Below are 13,713 nucleotides of genomic sequence, written 5' to 3'. Positions count from 1 at the left end.
TGGTTCTCACATCGGGTCGAAAGGGTGAACCACAGATTGTGAATTCAAGAAAAGGTTCCTGGGTGGCGGACAGTACCGCGCTTGAAGGCCCCCGCGGCGGCGATTTTGAGCAGCCGCCGAAAATTCGGGCACTGCGCGTGGTTAGGGGCAGGGCAGGCGGCGGCGTGACGTAAACCGCGACTCATGGCCTTCAACTGTTTGATCGTCGCATCAATCTCGTCGGCCTTGGCCAGCAGCACGGTTCTATCCACCTCGGCCTGGCCATTGGGCGACAGCATGGCCTGTATTTCATCCAGCGACAGGCCACCTGCCTGGCCGAGTGCGATCACCGCCAACTGCTCAACCACCGCCGCTGCAAACTGGCGACGAGCACCCGGTGGGCTGATCGATGTGATCAAGCCTTTCTTCTCATAGAAACGCAACGTGTGGGCAGGCACGCCCGTGCGTTTGACGACCTCGGTGATATCCATTGGCAGACCATTGACTTGAAGTTGACTTCAACTTCTATGATGCCTGTGCAGGTTCAATGGGTCCATGAATAAGAGGTCGATATGGCAGCGCTGGAAGTGGTTGCACAGGTTGTGTTGTTGGGAGCAGGGGCCACCCTTGTGATGGATATGTGGATGGTGCTGATGAAGGCCCTTGGCGTTCCAACCCTGAATTTCGCGTTTGTGGGACGTTGGGTCGGTCATGCGTGCCAAGGCAGGTTCACGCATTCCAGCATCGGGCACGCATTACCCGTTCGCGGTGAGGTGGCCCTGGGCTGGATCGCCCACTACGTCACCGGTGTGGTTTTCGCGCTGGTGCTGGTGTGGGTTGAAGGGGTTGCGTGGCTGCAGGCACCCACCTTTGTGCCGGCATTGGTGTTGGGTGTAGTGACCGTAGCCGTCCCGCTGTTGGTGATACAGCCGGCCATGGGAGCGGGGTTTGCCTCCTCCAAAACGCCGACGCCGGGCAAGAATTGCTTGCGCAGTCTGATCAACCACGGGGTGTTTGGAATGGGCCTCTATCTGGCTGCGCTGGTGATTGTGTAGATCAGCGAATGAATTTGACGTACACGCGTTCTGGGTCACCTTCGTCAAGGTTGTCGATCTGCCCGCTGGGGACAAACCCGGCCTTGGTCATCAGGGCCTGGGATGCGGTGTTGGAGGCATTGGTGGACGCGAACAGCTTCTTCGCGACGAGGCTTGCCGCTGGCCTCCACTTCCGCGCTGTGCTCTTGTTCAAAAAATAAGCGTTGAAACGAACTTGTCATACTATTGATGCTTTATTGCGCAGCGCAGATGGGGGCAGAGCACGCCTGATGTGCGCTCTTCTCCAAGCAATCATGGCGCGATCCTGCTAATTGCCCAGTTAGTGGCATAATGCCTGCGTTATCAGTGATTCACCCCAAGGAGTAACACCATGCAAGGAAGCAAGCAGTGCAAGTACCTGGCGTTTTTGTTGATCCCATTCATTGCCGCCTGTACCACACCCACACGCCAATCCGCGGTCACCATTGAGCCACAGCAGCCACTCCCATTCGATAACTGTGCAGTCGGCTGCCCCACCGGCGGCGGCCCGCTGACGTTGAACCGCCAGGCGTACACGCTGAACAACAATGGTTCGACCAAGTTTGCCAACTGGGTCTCGTACAAAATCACCAAGGACACTCCGGCCAGCGGCCGCTCGCGTGACTGGCGAACCGACCCGGATATCCCCGCCGGGGAGACGCTCGACCCGGTGGATTACAACGGCGCCAACGTTGCGCTCAAGGTCGACCGCGGGCATCAGGCCAATCTGGCGTCGATGGCTGGAGTTGCCGACTGGCAAACCCTTAATTACCTGTCGAACATCACCCCGCAGAAGGCCGATCTCAACCAGGGGCCGTGGGCACGCCTGGAAGACCAGGAACGCAGCCTCAGCAAAGCGACCGGCGTCGAGCAGGTGTATGTCGTCACGGGGCCGCTGTACGAGCATTTTGTCGGCACGTTGCCGGGGACGAACAAGGTGCACACCATTCCCAGTGGCTACTGGAAAATCATCGTTGTGGGCAGTTCACCTGAAACGGGCCTGTATGCCTCCTTTGTGATGAACCAGGAAACGCCCAAGGGCGCAGACTTCTGCAATTACCAAGTCACCATCGATCACATCGAAGAGCGCTCTGGGCTGACGTTCTGGAGCACCCTGCCGCAGGCGGTGCAGGCCACGCTGAAGTCCAGACCGGGGCAGTTGCCGAGCCGGATCGGCTGTAAACCCAAAGGCGCCTGAGGCAGGTTACTTTCTCATCGCACGCTGGATGCGCATCCATTCTCGATAAGCCGCAGTACGGTGCGTATCTGCGGTTTTCTTCGCCTCGGTGAAGAGCGCCCAGGTAGCCGCATCGCCGCTGTAGGACTCGATGATTTGATAAGCCTGGGCCTCCAGGCGATCAGCTTCGAAGAACATCTGGGTGTTGTGCGCTATTTCGTCGTCCCACGTCCGTGTTGGGGTGGGATCAAGCACGCGACTGTTCATGATGTGAGGCCCTCCGCCCACTGGATCTGTGCCGCGCGGCACCAGCGCACATCGGTAATGCCGTACTTTTCCGCCATCGGTTTGGACACACGCTTGAGTGTGTGTTGACCGAACCTGGGGATAACCGCCACGCCGGCATCACAACTTGCCCAATGCCAGGCCTCGGCGTTATTCATCAGTGGCGCGCGCAGGATGAAGGACTTGGGCTTACCGTGAAGTTGGTATTCGATTGTAAAGAGATCGTTGGTGTTCATGAGGTCTCCCTATGCTCATGAAGTACAGATAATTGACGTCAAAGAAAATTCCAAAAATTGTTGGACAAGGCGATGGCCGTGAATGCCCGCCCCCATGCAGAGTATGGGAGCGAGCGGTAAGCGCCGTTATGAGGGGCGTCTCAGCGCATATGCAGGATGATCGGGCTGCTGCTGGCCGGGTCGGTGTGCCCTCGCAGTTTGCCGACCGCCTTGGCGTCGACCGCGCCGCCCTGGTTGCCCCAGGTGCTGCGCACGTAGGTCAGGACCTGGGCAATTTCGTCGTCGGACAACTGCTCGCGGAACGCCGGCATACGGTATGCATCGGGCAGGCCGGCAGTCACCACCCGTTGGGAGCCATTGAGAGTGATGTTGATCGCGGAGGCGTTTTCCTTGGCCAACGCCGACGTGGCACCGGCCAGGGGCGGCATCCATTCGGGCTGGCCTTTGCCGTCGAGGCCGTGGCAGGAGGCGCAGCGGGTCGTGTAAGTGTGGGCACCGGGAACATCCTGGCTCGCCGCCACCGCCTGATACTGCCAGGGGCTGCCATCACGCTGCGGGTCGCCGGGCAGTGACTTGAGATAACGGGCGATAGCGGCCAGGTCGTCGTCAGCCATGAACTGCGTGGAGTTGTTGAACGCTTCGGTCATCGAACCGTAAACCACTGCATGGGCATTGCGCCCAGTCTTGAGGAACTGCACGATCTGCGCCTCACTCCAGCGGCCCAGGCCGGTGTTGTGGTCCTGGCGCAGGCTCGGCGCGTACCAGCCATCGAGCAGGGCGCCGGCAAGGAAGGGCGCGCCGGACTCATCCAAGGCTTTCTCGTTGAAGGCCAGTCCGCGCGGCGTATGGCAACTGCCGCAATGGCCGGGGCCCTGGACGATATAGGCGCCACGGTTCCACAGCGCATCCTGGCCGGGCTTGGCTGCATAGGTCGCGGTGGGCGCGAAGACACCGTTCCACAGGGCGATGGGCCACCGCATATTGAGCGGCCAGGGAATATCGCTGGGGATGTTGGGCGGGTTGGCCGGTTGGACGCCTTTCATGAAAAACGCGTACAGCGCCTTCACGTCGTCGTCGCTGAGCTTTACATAAGACGGGTAGGGCATGGCCGGATAGAGCCGCCGCCCGCCCGGCGCTACACCATGGCGTACGGCGCGGTCGAAGTCGGCCAGGCTATAGGTGCCAATGCCATGCTCGCGGTCGGGGGTGATATTGGTGGCGTGGATCGCCCCCAGTGGGGTGGCCATTTCCAGGCCACCGGCGAAGGGCTGCTTGCCAGCCAGGCTGTGGCAGGCCACGCAGTCACTCACGCGCGCGACGTATTCGCCGCGACTGATCAATGCAGGGTCGAAACTCGTGGCCTGTTGCTGTTCAAAAGGCGAGGCGGGCTGGCGCGTGACGTACCAGGCCAGCAGGCCTGCGGCGACCACGCAGGGCAGCACCAGCCACCCTGCGGTTCTTGCGAATCGGCGGTTGTTCATGGGCGTTCCCTGTCGGTTAGCTGAAGGTGTAGCGGCTCAATGGCAGACTGCGGATGCGCTGGCCGGTCAACTGCGCCACCGCATTGGCCACGGCCGGCGCCACTGCGGGCAGCGGCGGTTCGCCGATACCGCCCATCTTTTCGCCACTCTCGACAATCCGCACATGCACCCGCGCCATCCGAGCAGGCGGCAGCACCGGGTAAAGGTCGTAGTTGCGTGCCCGTGGCTTGCCGTCCACGTACACCGCTTCCTCCATCAGCGTTTGCGACAGCCCCAGGGCCACGGCACCGTTGACCTGGGCTTCGATGATCGCCGGGTTGACGATGCTGCCTGGGTCGATGGCCTGCCAGATGTCATGCACCTTGACCTGGCCGTTTTCAATCGACACTTCGGCGATCACCGCCGCGTGAGAGCCAAACGGCGACGCCATGGCCACGCCACGGGCACGTCGGCTGCCGTCTTCGGCGGTGAACGGGCCACGCTTCCAGCCACCGGACAGCTCACCCACGGCTTGCAGCAGGGTGGTCAGGCGCTGGTTATCACGTAGCAGGTGCAGGCGCAGCTCAAAGGGATCGTGGCCGCCCTTGTCCGCCAGTTCATCGAGGAACGCTTCGTAGAAGAAATCGTTGAGCGAATTGCCCACCGAACGCCAGTAGCCCAGCATGACCGGCCCCTTGACGTAGATCTGCGCGATGCGCTTGTTGGGGATTGCATAAGCCTTGCCTGACAGCCCTTCAACGGCAGTGGGGTCGACTTTTTCACCCTGTTTGCCGGCGAGGGCTTCGGTCGGGCCTTCGGTGGCGCTGATCGCCTCGATGGCCACCGGCAAGCCCTTGGCGTCGAGGCCGGCGCGGAACTTGACCACGGCTACCGGGCGCAGCACATCGCGCAGGAACTCTTCTTCGCGGCTCCAGATCAGTTTGATCGGGCGACCCACGGCCTTGGCCAGTTCAATGGCCTGGGGGTAAGGGTTGGCCGACTCATAGAGGAAATGCCGGCCAAAAAAACCGCCCAGCAACGGCGAGTGCAGGGTGATTTTCTCAGCGGCCAGACCGGTGCGCTTGGCTATGTCGTCACGGAACATATCCGGCGCCTGGTTAGGCAGCCACACCTCCAGCGTGCCGTCCGGGTTGTAGCGCGCCAGGGCCGAAGGCGGCTCCAGCTGGGCGTGGTTGAGGTATTGATTGTGGTAGGTGGCTTCTACCTGGGTCTTGGCGCCGGCCAGCGCGCCGGCTACATCGCCTTCGTTTTCGTCATCGCGGGCCGGGCCTTGTTGGGCGGCGAGAAAGTCGCGGTGCTTGTCGCTGGAAAAGTCTGCCGGCATCACCCGCACTGTCGAGTCGGCAGGGGCTTCCTGCCAGTCAACCTGGAGGGCCTCCACCGCACGTTTGGCGTGCCACCAGCGCTCGGCCACCACCGCCACGGCGCCGGGCAGCAGGTGCACGGAATGTACGCCGGTCATGGCCTCGACCTGGGCCTGGTTACGCAGGCTGCCCACGCTCATGCCCAGGCGCGGCGCATGCTGGACCGCGGCGTGGAGCATGCCGTCGACCTTGAGGTCGATGCTGTACTGCGCCTTGCCGGTGGATTTATCGTAGGCATCGAGGCGCTTCACCGGCTTGCCGATCCAGCGGAACTGGCTCGGGTCGCGCAGGGTAATGGTGGCAGGGTCGGGCACCGGCATGTCCAGGGCGCGACCGGCCAGCTCACCGTAACCCAGGGAGCGGCCCGACGCGGTATGCAGCACACGGCCAGGTTGTGTGGTCAATTGCGCCACCGGCACACCCCATTGTTGCGCCGCGGCTTGCAGCAGCATGGCCCGCGCGAGGGCGCCCAAGCGACGCATGGTCGGGTAGCTCATGCGCACCGACATACTGCCGCCGGTGATGCGCATACCGTTTTCCATCACCACATAGGCTTCGCCCGGTGGCGCGCTTTCGACGATGAAGGTGGACGGGTCGGCATCCAATTCTTCGCCAACGATCTGCGCCATGGCCGTGTGGGTACCTTGCCCGCCTTCCATGAACGGGCTGAGCAAGCGCACGCTGCCGTCCGGGCGAATCTCCAGGAACGCCGGCACCTGAGTGCCGCGTTCGGCGGCGCCAGCGGTGGCGGCTTGCACGCGGGCCGAGCCCAGTGGCAGGCCGAAACCAATCACCAGCGCGCCCACGGCGGTGCTGGCCAGGAAGCGGCGGCGGGACAGGTTGATCGGCTCGCCCGATGACAGGTCGAGCAAGGCTTCAGGGAGCTGGATGGGCGTGTTCATCAGACGCTCTCCTGCTTGGCCAGGTCTTGCATGGCGCTCTGGATAGCGTTGTAGGTACCGCAGCGGCACAGGTTGATCATCGCCGCTTCAATCTGCGCATGGGTGGGCGCCGGAGTGTGCTTGAGCAGCGCAGTGGCCGCCATCACCTGCCCGGACTGGCAATAACCGCATTGCGCCACCTGGCGCTCGACCCAAGTAGCGACCACCCGTTTGCCGACCTCATCGGCTTCGATGGCCTCGATGGTGGTGATTTCGCGGCCGACCACGCCCGCCACTGGGGTGACGCACGAGCGCACCACATTACCGTCTACCAGCACCGAGCAGGCGCCGCATTGGGCCAGGCCGCAGCCGTACTTGGTGCCAGTCAGCCCCAGGTTGTCGCGGATCACCCACAACAACGGTGTGTCGGCTTCGGCATCGACTTGATAGGCCTTTTGGTTAATACGTAATTCCATGGCTCACCTGCTGATCAACGGTTGGTGGTGCTGTTTTTATCAGGGAAGTGCGGGGTGGCACTGCCCTGGGGTCGCTCACAGGCGACTTGATATGGCGGCGGGGTTGAGAAGGGTTTTCATCTCGACTACGCGCGCATTATTGGACTCTAGACGACGGTGCAAGGGGTATCTATCCCGGTAGTCGATAAGTCGGAGAATCAGGCAAGTATTCGCGAGGATTGAGCTATAGCAAGCCCTCTTGTTCATTGATGCCAGCCAACCCCACCTTGATCAAACAACCCGAAATCCTCCCGCCAGCTTCTCCTTCAAATACCCCACCAACGCCGTCACTGACTTGGGCACGTGGGGCGAGTACGGCCGAATCAAATAGATCTCATCGGCAAACGCCCCCTTGAGCGTCCACCCCTTTAACACCTGCACCAACTTGCCGCCGGCCAGGGCGGCATGGGCGCTGAAGTCCGGGAGCAGGGCAATGCCCAGATGGTTGAGCGCCGCATCGCGCAGCGCCTCGCTGTTGTTGGTGGAAAAACTGCCGGCGATGGGCACGGTGACGCGCTGGGTGTTTTTGCTGCCGCGTTCGAAGGTCCAGGCAGGTTGGTCGCTGCCTCGTGGGTAGTAGAGGCAGTTATGCGCGCCGAGGTCTGCCGGTGTTCGGGGTTCGCCGTGGCGTTGCAGGTAGTCCCGGGTGGCGACCAGTACCGAAGTGGTGTCGCACAGCTTCCACGCCACATGGGTTTCCGGCACCTGGAAACCGTGACGTACCGCCAGGTCGTAACCCTCGGCCGCCAGTGAACTCAGGGCGTCTGACACGTCCAGTTGAATGCGTACCTGCGGGTACTGCTGCAAGAAGCCTGAAAGGTGTGGCACCAATTGCTGCCGGGCGAACGCTACCGGCGCGGTCAGGCGCACCAGCCCGCGAATTTCGCCGACGGAGTCGCGCACCGAGGAAAAGCTGCGGGCGATCTGCGCGTAGGCGCTGCGTACCTCGCGGGTCAATGACAGCCCAGCCTCGGTCAGCCGCACACTGCGGGTGGTGCGGGTCACCAGGCGCGTGCCGGTGGCTTTCTCCAAGTCGGAGATGCGCTGGCTGACCGCGGATTTGCTCACGCCCAGGCGCGCGGCGGCGGCGGTGTAGGTGCCTTGTTCCTCCAGCACCGACAGCCAGTGAATGTGGGTCCACAGCCCCTCGATCTCAGCTTTTTCCATGATCGTATTGTTCGCCTGCAAGGACAATAAGTTCTGGATTCTGCTCTGGTTTGGAACAAATCGAAAGCCTATCGTGTGCTCCAACGCTACTCACCTGGGATCCATTGCCATGACCACAACCATCGAGCACTACATCAACGACCAGCGCGTGAGCCGCGATGATCGTTATCAGGACGTCTACAACCCGGCCACCGGTGAAGTGACCGGGCGCGTCGCACTGGCCAGCCGCCAGACCGTCGCCGAAGCCGTCGCCGCTGCCCAGGCCGCATTTTCCGGTTGGGCCGACACGCCGCCGATCCGCCGCGCCCGTGTGTTGTTCGAATACTTGCACCTGCTGCGTGAGCGCAAAGACGACCTGGCGCGCATCATCGTCGCCGAGCACGGCAAGGTGTTCACCGATGCCCAGGGCGAAGTCGACCGTGGCATCGACATCCTCGAATTCGCCTGCGGCATTCCCAACCTGCTCAAGGGCGAGCATTCCGACCAAGTCTCCCGTGGCATGGACAACTGGACCCTGCGCCAACCCCTGGGCGTTGTCGCCGGTGTTACCCCCTTCAACTTCCCGGTGATGGTACCGATGTGGATGTACCCCATCGCCATCGCCGCGGGTAACACCTTCATCCTCAAGCCCAGCCCGACCGACCCGAGCGCCGCGCTGTTCATGGCCGAGTTGCTGCGTGAAGCCGGCTTGCCCAAAGGCGTGTTCAACGTGGTGCAAGGCGACAAGGAGTCGGTGGACGCACTGATCGAACACCCCGACGTCAAGGCCGTGAGCTTTGTCGGCTCCACGCCTATCGCCCAGTACATCTACGAGACCGGCGCGCGCCACGGCAAGCGCGTACAGGGCCTGGGCGGTGCAAAAAACCATATGGTGGTGATGCCCGATGCGGATATCGAGCGTACCGTCGATGCCCTGATGGGCGCCGCCTATGGCAGTGCCGGCGAGCGCTGCATGGCGATCTCGGTGGCGGTGCTGGTGGGGGATGTAGGGGACAAAGTCATTGCCGCCTTGACCGAGCGCGCCAAGACCCTGCGCATCACCGATGGCCGCGATTTGAAAGCCGAGATGGGCCCGATCGTGTCGCGGGCGGCGCTGGAGCGCATCAGCGGCTATATCGAGCAGGGCGTACAAGCCGGCGCGCAATTACTGCTGGATGGCCGTGACTATGTGCCCTCTGAACCCGGCCTGGAAAACGGCTTCTGGCTCGGCGCCACGCTGTTCGACCACGTGACCCAAGACATGAGCATCTACCGCGAAGAGATCTTCGGCCCGGTGCTGGCCTGTGTGCGCGTCAACGATTTCGCCGAGGCCGTGAAACTGGTCAACGACCACGAGTTCGGCAACGGCGTCAGCTGCTTCACCCGCGACGGTAACATTGCCCGCGAGTTTGCCCGGCGTATCGAGGTGGGCATGGTCGGCATCAACGTGCCGATCCCGGTGCCGATGGCCTGGCATGGTTTTGGTGGCTGGAAGAAGAGTCTGTTCGGCGACATGCATGCCTACGGCACTGAGGGCGTACGTTTCTACACCAGGCAGAAGTCGATCATGCAGCGTTGGTCGGAGAGTATTGAGCAGGGCGCGGAGTTTGCGATGCCAGTCTCCAGGTAAAGTTTAAGCTACGCCGCAGAACCTGATGTGGGAGGGCTCAAACCCCTCCCACTTTTTTTGCCAGTTGACGGCAAATGACATAAAAGTCCAGTATGGAATTATAAGTACAAAACAGTTGCTGCACATTTTTCTTCACTCTTGCCAAACCAACAACAACCCGCGAGAACCCGATCATGAAGAAACGCCACCTCATCCCCGCCCTGGCCCTGAGCTTGTTCGCCGCCAGCCATCTGTTGGCCGCCGAGAAAACCCTGCGTATCGGCATCGAAGCCGCTTACCCACCGTTCGCGTCCAAGACTCAAGACGGCAAGATCGTCGGTTTCGACTACGACATCGGCAACGCCCTCTGTGCGCAAATGAAGGTCAAGTGCGTGTGGGTTGAAGGTGAGTTCGACGGTCTGATTCCATCCCTCAAGGTCAAGAAAATCGACATGGCCCTGTCATCCATGACCATCAACGAAGACCGCAAGAAGTCGGTGGATTTCACCCACAAGTATTACTTCACCTCCTCACGCCTGGTGATGAAAGACGGCGCGGTGGTGGATGACCAATACGCCAGCCTCAAGGGCAAGAACGTCGGCGTACAGCGCGCCACCACCACCGACCGTTATGCCACCGAGGTGTTCGAGCCCAAGGGCATCAAGGTCAAGCGCTACAGCAATAACGAAGAAATCTACATGGACCTGGCAGCCGGGCGCCTGGATGCGATCTTTGCCGACACCATCCCCTTGAGCGACTTCCTGTCGATGCCACGCGGCCAGGGCTACGCCTTTGTCGGCCCGGAACTCAAGGACCCGAAATACGTGGGCGAGGGCTCGGGGATTGCCGTGCGCAAGGGCAATACGGCGTTAGTCAGCGAGTTGAACGCCGCCATCGACGGCATACGTGCCAGTGGCGAGTACCAGAAGATTTCCCAGCACTACTTCAAGTCCGATATCTACGGCGACTGAGGATCACGGCAGCGAACTGTTGTGGCGGGCGTTAACCCTTCAATTCCTTCAAATGCTTGTAGACCGTCGCCCGCCCCATGCCCAGCACATTGGCCACATAGTTGGAGGCGCTCTTGCCCTTGAACGCACCTTCGGCATGCAGCGCGAGCACCAGTTCGCGCTTGTGGTCGCGGGTCAGCAGGTTGAGGCTCAACTGGCGTTCGCGCAGCCAGGCGTGCAGGAACGTGTTGATACGTTCCTGCCAATCATCGCGAAACAGCGCGTCCGGCTGTGCGATCAGCTTGCTCGGCGACAGGAACAGGTCCAGCGCTGCCTTGGCGGTTTCAAACATTGAGATATTCAGGTTGATGCACAGCACAGCCAGCCGGCGACCTTTGTGGTCGTGCAGTACGCTGCTCAGGCTGCGGATTTTCTGGCCGTCCCAGTTGAGCTTTTCGTACGGGCCGATATTCACTTCGCTCACGTCACCCTCCAGCATGTCCTCCAGCGACGAATCGTCGCCGATGCTGCGCTTGGACAGGTTGTTGGCGATGTAGTCGACGGTTTGCGTGCGCAGATCATGCAGCACCACTTCCGCATGGGGAAAGAACAGCGTGGCGATCGCATCGGCGATCGCACGAAAGTTCTGCATGACCTTGTCTTGTTCAGCGGTGTTCATCAATGGGGCTCCAGGCGGACGGGGGAGAGCATACCAGCGTCCAGGCCGAACCGCGTCAGCGCCTCGGGCAGCGGCGCACCGCGCACCAACGCGGCACTCGCCTGGCCCATGGCCGGTGAGGTCTGGATACCATAACCACCCTGTGCCGCGACCCAGTACAGCCCCGGCACCTGCGGATCAAAACCGGACAACAAATCACCGTCGGCCACGAAACTGCGCAGCCCGGCCCATGTGCGCGTCGGGCGGCGGATGGTCAGTGTGGTGGCCTCCTCGATCTGGTAGATACCCATGGCGATATCCAGCTCTTCGGGCTGCACGTCCTGGGCCTGAACCGGGTCGGCGTTAGCGGGCGAGCCGAGGAACATACCGGCATCCGGCTTCATGTAGAAGGCTTCGTCGAGGGCTACCAGCATCGGCCAGTCATGGCTGGCCAGGCCATCGGGGCCGGCGAAGATGAACGCCGAGCGGCGCTTGGGTTGCAAGCCGATGGACGCTGCGCCCGCCAGCCCACCGATATGGTCAGCCCAGGCGCCGGCAGCGTTGATGATGATCGGTGCGGTGAAGACTGCATCCTGGGTATGCACCCGCCACAGGCCTTCGGCGTCGCGGCTCAAGCCCAGCACATGGCTGTCGGTGCGCACCTGGCCGTGGTTGCGGCGAATGCCGCGCAGATAACCCTGGTGCAGGGCGTCGGTGTCGATGTCGCAGGCGGTAGGGTCATAGATTGCACCGTGGACTTTTTCACGACGCAGGATCGGTAGCCGCGCACAGGCCTCGTCGGCACTCAGGCGTTCCACCTGCTCCACGGTGGCCTTGGCGCTCAGGTATTGGCTGTCGAGTTCCGCCGGGTCACCGTTGAAGTCGACGGTCATTTCGCCCCGGGGTGTCAGCAGTGGGTGCTCACAGAACCCAGCGGGTGGCTGGTCGAAAAACGCGCGGCTGGCCAGGGTCAACGCCCGCACTTGCGGGGTGCCGTACGCCGCGGTGTAGAGCGCCGCCGAGCGCCCGGTGGAGTGATAGGCCGGATGGTTTTCACGTTCCAGCACCAGCACTTTGCCGTGCTGTGACAACCAGAAACCGGTGGACGCGCCGGCAATGCCGCCGCCGATGATGATGTAGTCTGCCTGGTGCATAAGAATCTCCTGATCAGCGCTGCAGTTGGTACAGCGCGTTGGCCAATGCAATGTCTTCCAGGCCCAGGCCGATGGAACGGAAGAATACCGGGCGCTGGTAGTCAGGGCGCTGCGCCATGTCGCTGAGCAATTCGGGCAGGTCGCCGAGCACTGCGCGTTTATCCCAACCATGCTGTTCGCTCGCGATCAGCATTTCGCCGGCCGAACCTGGAGTGGTCTGGCGGTAGTCGCAGTACACCTGCATGTGGTTGAGGCTTGCCGGGGGCACTTCATGGGCACGCGGAGCGTTGGTGCTGATGGACGTGATCAGCGCGGGTTTGCGCAGGTGCATCGGGTTGATCACCGGGCCTGCCGATGAGGTGCAGAGCATAATCACATCTGCGTCTTCCAGGGCAGCCTCGCAGCTGGCGGCGAGGGTCAGGCGCGGGTCCAGGCTGCTCAACTGTGCGCGGGTTTCGGCGCTGGCGCTGCCAAGGCTGGGCGAATACAGCTGGATGTGCTGCCAGTCGCGCAGGTTCTGTACATAGCGCAAGTGCGCCTGGGCGACCTTGCCGCTGCCGATGATCGCCAGGCGCTGCGCCGTCGCCGGGGCCAGGGCGTCCACCGCCAATGCGGTGGTTGCGGCCGTGCGTGCAGTCGTCAGTTCAGAGGCATCGCATAACAGTAACGGCTGGCCGCTGTGCATCGACATCAACAGCGTCCAGGCCGTCACCAGAGGCCCTTGTTCACGCACGATATAGGGCGAGGTCTTGACCCCATATACGCCGTCTTCGGCCAGCACGCCCAGGTAGTTGATAAAGTCCCCGGCGCCTTGGGGAAACTCCACCAGCTGCTGCGGCGGTTGCACGGCCTGCCCGGCGGCCAGGTCGCGGAACAGCTTGCGCAGGATAAGCGGCACGTCGATCTGGGCGAGCAATGCCCGCGCTTGAGCTTGATCGATGATGAGGGGGGCATTGGACATGGATGTCTCCGAAAGAACTAATTTGTCCATTATGGACATTTAGTTCTTGTGCGCAATAACCTGGGGGAAAATGAGATCAATGTGGGAGGGGGCTTGCTCCCGATGGCGATATGTCAGTCACAAATGTGCTTACTGACACTCCCTCATCGGGAGCAAGCCCCCTCCCACAGTTTTAGCCGCGTTTTAGGCAGTGGCTTTTGTGCAGCTCAGGCACTCGATGGAGCGATCCACCGTGGTCTTGGCG

Annotated in this window: 14 protein-coding genes and 1 pseudogene; 4 read left to right on the top strand and 11 right to left on the bottom strand. The window is 61.9% G+C overall.

All coding sequences use genetic code 11. The annotated features are described in order from the left end of the window. Positions 1-44: 44 nt before the first annotated feature. A complete protein-coding gene (locus FRT59_RS21285) occupies positions 45-470 on the bottom strand; it encodes a helix-turn-helix domain-containing protein (RefSeq protein WP_153872308.1) in 426 nt (141 codons plus the stop codon). An 81-nt stretch (positions 471-551) separates the two neighbouring features. On the opposite strand from FRT59_RS21285, the gene FRT59_RS21280 reads away from it, so the two are divergent. Further along, complete coding sequence (locus FRT59_RS21280) at positions 552-1,034, top strand: DUF2938 domain-containing protein (protein WP_153838441.1); 483 nt, start codon at positions 552-554, stop codon at positions 1,032-1,034. A gap of 1 nt (position 1,035) precedes the next feature. Here the strand turns inward: FRT59_RS21280 and FRT59_RS21275 are convergent. After that, positions 1,036-1,176 (bottom strand): annotated as a pseudogene (locus tag FRT59_RS21275) (GNAT family N-acetyltransferase); the annotation flags it as partial. A 228-nt stretch (positions 1,177-1,404) separates the two neighbouring features. Here FRT59_RS21275 and FRT59_RS21270 point away from each other — a divergent pair. Then, positions 1,405-2,250: a DNA/RNA non-specific endonuclease gene (locus FRT59_RS21270; protein ID WP_153872307.1), complete on the top strand. Its 846-nt coding sequence runs from the start codon at positions 1,405-1,407 to the stop codon at positions 2,248-2,250. 6 nt (positions 2,251-2,256) lie between these two features. Here FRT59_RS21270 and FRT59_RS21265 read toward each other — a convergent pair whose 3' ends face one another. The 6 genes from FRT59_RS21265 to FRT59_RS21240 form a co-directional block, all read right to left on the bottom strand. Then, positions 2,257-2,496: a hypothetical protein gene (locus tag FRT59_RS21265; RefSeq protein WP_153872306.1), complete on the bottom strand. Its 240-nt coding sequence runs from the start codon at positions 2,494-2,496 to the stop codon at positions 2,257-2,259. Continuing rightward, complete coding sequence (locus FRT59_RS21260; protein ID WP_034119108.1) at positions 2,493-2,750, bottom strand: DUF6555 family protein; 258 nt, start codon at positions 2,748-2,750, stop codon at positions 2,493-2,495. The genes FRT59_RS21265 and FRT59_RS21260 overlap by 4 nt, the downstream gene beginning before the upstream one ends. Positions 2,751-2,890: 140 nt before the next feature. Next, positions 2,891-4,231, bottom strand: coding sequence for a c-type cytochrome (locus FRT59_RS21255; protein ID WP_153872305.1), 1,341 nt, complete (start codon positions 4,229-4,231; stop codon positions 2,891-2,893). Between the two features lie 16 nt (positions 4,232-4,247). Then, positions 4,248-6,497 (bottom strand): xanthine dehydrogenase family protein molybdopterin-binding subunit, encoded by a 2,250-nt coding sequence (locus FRT59_RS21250; RefSeq protein ID WP_153872304.1) that lies wholly within the window; start codon positions 6,495-6,497, stop codon positions 4,248-4,250. Continuing rightward, entirely contained in the window at positions 6,497-6,952 is a 456-nt protein-coding gene (locus tag FRT59_RS21245; protein WP_153872303.1) for a (2Fe-2S)-binding protein, read from the bottom strand. The genes FRT59_RS21250 and FRT59_RS21245 overlap by 1 nt, the downstream gene beginning before the upstream one ends. A gap of 270 nt (positions 6,953-7,222) precedes the next feature. Beyond that, the gene (locus FRT59_RS21240; RefSeq protein ID WP_153872302.1) at positions 7,223-8,158 is read right to left on the bottom strand and encodes a LysR family transcriptional regulator; all 936 of its coding nucleotides are present in this window, start codon (positions 8,156-8,158) and stop codon (positions 7,223-7,225) included. Positions 8,159-8,267: 109 nt separating this feature from the next. On the opposite strand from FRT59_RS21240, the gene FRT59_RS21235 reads away from it, so the two are divergent. Both FRT59_RS21235 and FRT59_RS21230 read left to right on the top strand, forming a co-directional pair. Beyond that, on the top strand, positions 8,268-9,767 hold the full coding sequence (locus tag FRT59_RS21235; protein ID WP_153838435.1) for a CoA-acylating methylmalonate-semialdehyde dehydrogenase: 1,500 nt from the start codon (positions 8,268-8,270) through the stop codon (positions 9,765-9,767). Positions 9,768-9,940: 173 nt separating this feature from the next. Further along, entirely contained in the window at positions 9,941-10,717 is a 777-nt protein-coding gene (locus FRT59_RS21230; RefSeq protein ID WP_153872301.1) for an ABC transporter substrate-binding protein, read from the top strand. A gap of 31 nt (positions 10,718-10,748) precedes the next feature. On the opposite strand, the gene FRT59_RS21225 is transcribed toward FRT59_RS21230, so the two are convergent. Genes FRT59_RS21225 through FRT59_RS21215 form a run of 3 tightly spaced genes read right to left on the bottom strand, consistent with a single transcriptional unit; the run spans position 10,749 to position 13,469 of the window. Beyond that, positions 10,749-11,375 (bottom strand): helix-turn-helix transcriptional regulator, encoded by a 627-nt coding sequence (locus tag FRT59_RS21225; RefSeq protein ID WP_034119114.1) that lies wholly within the window; start codon positions 11,373-11,375, stop codon positions 10,749-10,751. After that, entirely contained in the window at positions 11,375-12,508 is a 1,134-nt protein-coding gene (locus FRT59_RS21220; protein ID WP_153872300.1) for an NAD(P)/FAD-dependent oxidoreductase, read from the bottom strand. Before FRT59_RS21220 ends, FRT59_RS21225 begins: the two co-directional genes overlap by 1 nt. Before the next feature lie 13 nt (positions 12,509-12,521). Then, positions 12,522-13,469, bottom strand: coding sequence for an ornithine cyclodeaminase family protein (locus FRT59_RS21215; RefSeq protein WP_153872299.1), 948 nt, complete (start codon positions 13,467-13,469; stop codon positions 12,522-12,524). Positions 13,470-13,713 lie beyond the last annotated feature (244 nt).

It is taken from the genome of Pseudomonas haemolytica (assembly GCF_009659625.1).
Taxonomy (GTDB): domain Bacteria; phylum Pseudomonadota; class Gammaproteobacteria; order Pseudomonadales; family Pseudomonadaceae; genus Aquipseudomonas; species Aquipseudomonas haemolytica.
This window is presented reverse-complemented; position numbering and strand designations above follow the sequence as displayed.

Bases quoted from the DNA above. Each gene is read 5' to 3' on its own strand.
- FRT59_RS21285 (WP_153872308.1), bottom strand. From the start codon at position 470: ATGGATATCACCGAGGTCGTCAAACGCACGGGCGTGCCTGCCCACACG.
- FRT59_RS21280 (WP_153838441.1), top strand. From the start codon at position 552: ATGGCAGCGCTGGAAGTGGTTGCACAGGTTGTGTTGTTGGGAGCAGGG.
- FRT59_RS21270 (WP_153872307.1), top strand. From the start codon at position 1,405: ATGCAAGGAAGCAAGCAGTGCAAGTACCTGGCGTTTTTGTTGATCCCA.
- FRT59_RS21265 (WP_153872306.1), bottom strand. From the start codon at position 2,496: ATGAACAGTCGCGTGCTTGATCCCACCCCAACACGGACGTGGGACGAC.
- FRT59_RS21260 (WP_034119108.1), bottom strand. From the start codon at position 2,750: ATGAACACCAACGATCTCTTTACAATCGAATACCAACTTCACGGTAAG.
- FRT59_RS21255 (WP_153872305.1), bottom strand. From the start codon at position 4,231: ATGAACAACCGCCGATTCGCAAGAACCGCAGGGTGGCTGGTGCTGCCC.
- FRT59_RS21250 (WP_153872304.1), bottom strand. From the start codon at position 6,497: ATGAACACGCCCATCCAGCTCCCTGAAGCCTTGCTCGACCTGTCATCG.
- FRT59_RS21245 (WP_153872303.1), bottom strand. From the start codon at position 6,952: ATGGAATTACGTATTAACCAAAAGGCCTATCAAGTCGATGCCGAAGCC.
- FRT59_RS21240 (WP_153872302.1), bottom strand. From the start codon at position 8,158: ATGGAAAAAGCTGAGATCGAGGGGCTGTGGACCCACATTCACTGGCTG.
- FRT59_RS21235 (WP_153838435.1), top strand. From the start codon at position 8,268: ATGACCACAACCATCGAGCACTACATCAACGACCAGCGCGTGAGCCGC.
- FRT59_RS21230 (WP_153872301.1), top strand. From the start codon at position 9,941: ATGAAGAAACGCCACCTCATCCCCGCCCTGGCCCTGAGCTTGTTCGCC.
- FRT59_RS21225 (WP_034119114.1), bottom strand. From the start codon at position 11,375: ATGAACACCGCTGAACAAGACAAGGTCATGCAGAACTTTCGTGCGATC.
- FRT59_RS21220 (WP_153872300.1), bottom strand. From the start codon at position 12,508: ATGCACCAGGCAGACTACATCATCATCGGCGGCGGCATTGCCGGCGCG.
- FRT59_RS21215 (WP_153872299.1), bottom strand. From the start codon at position 13,469: ATGTCCAATGCCCCCCTCATCATCGATCAAGCTCAAGCGCGGGCATTG.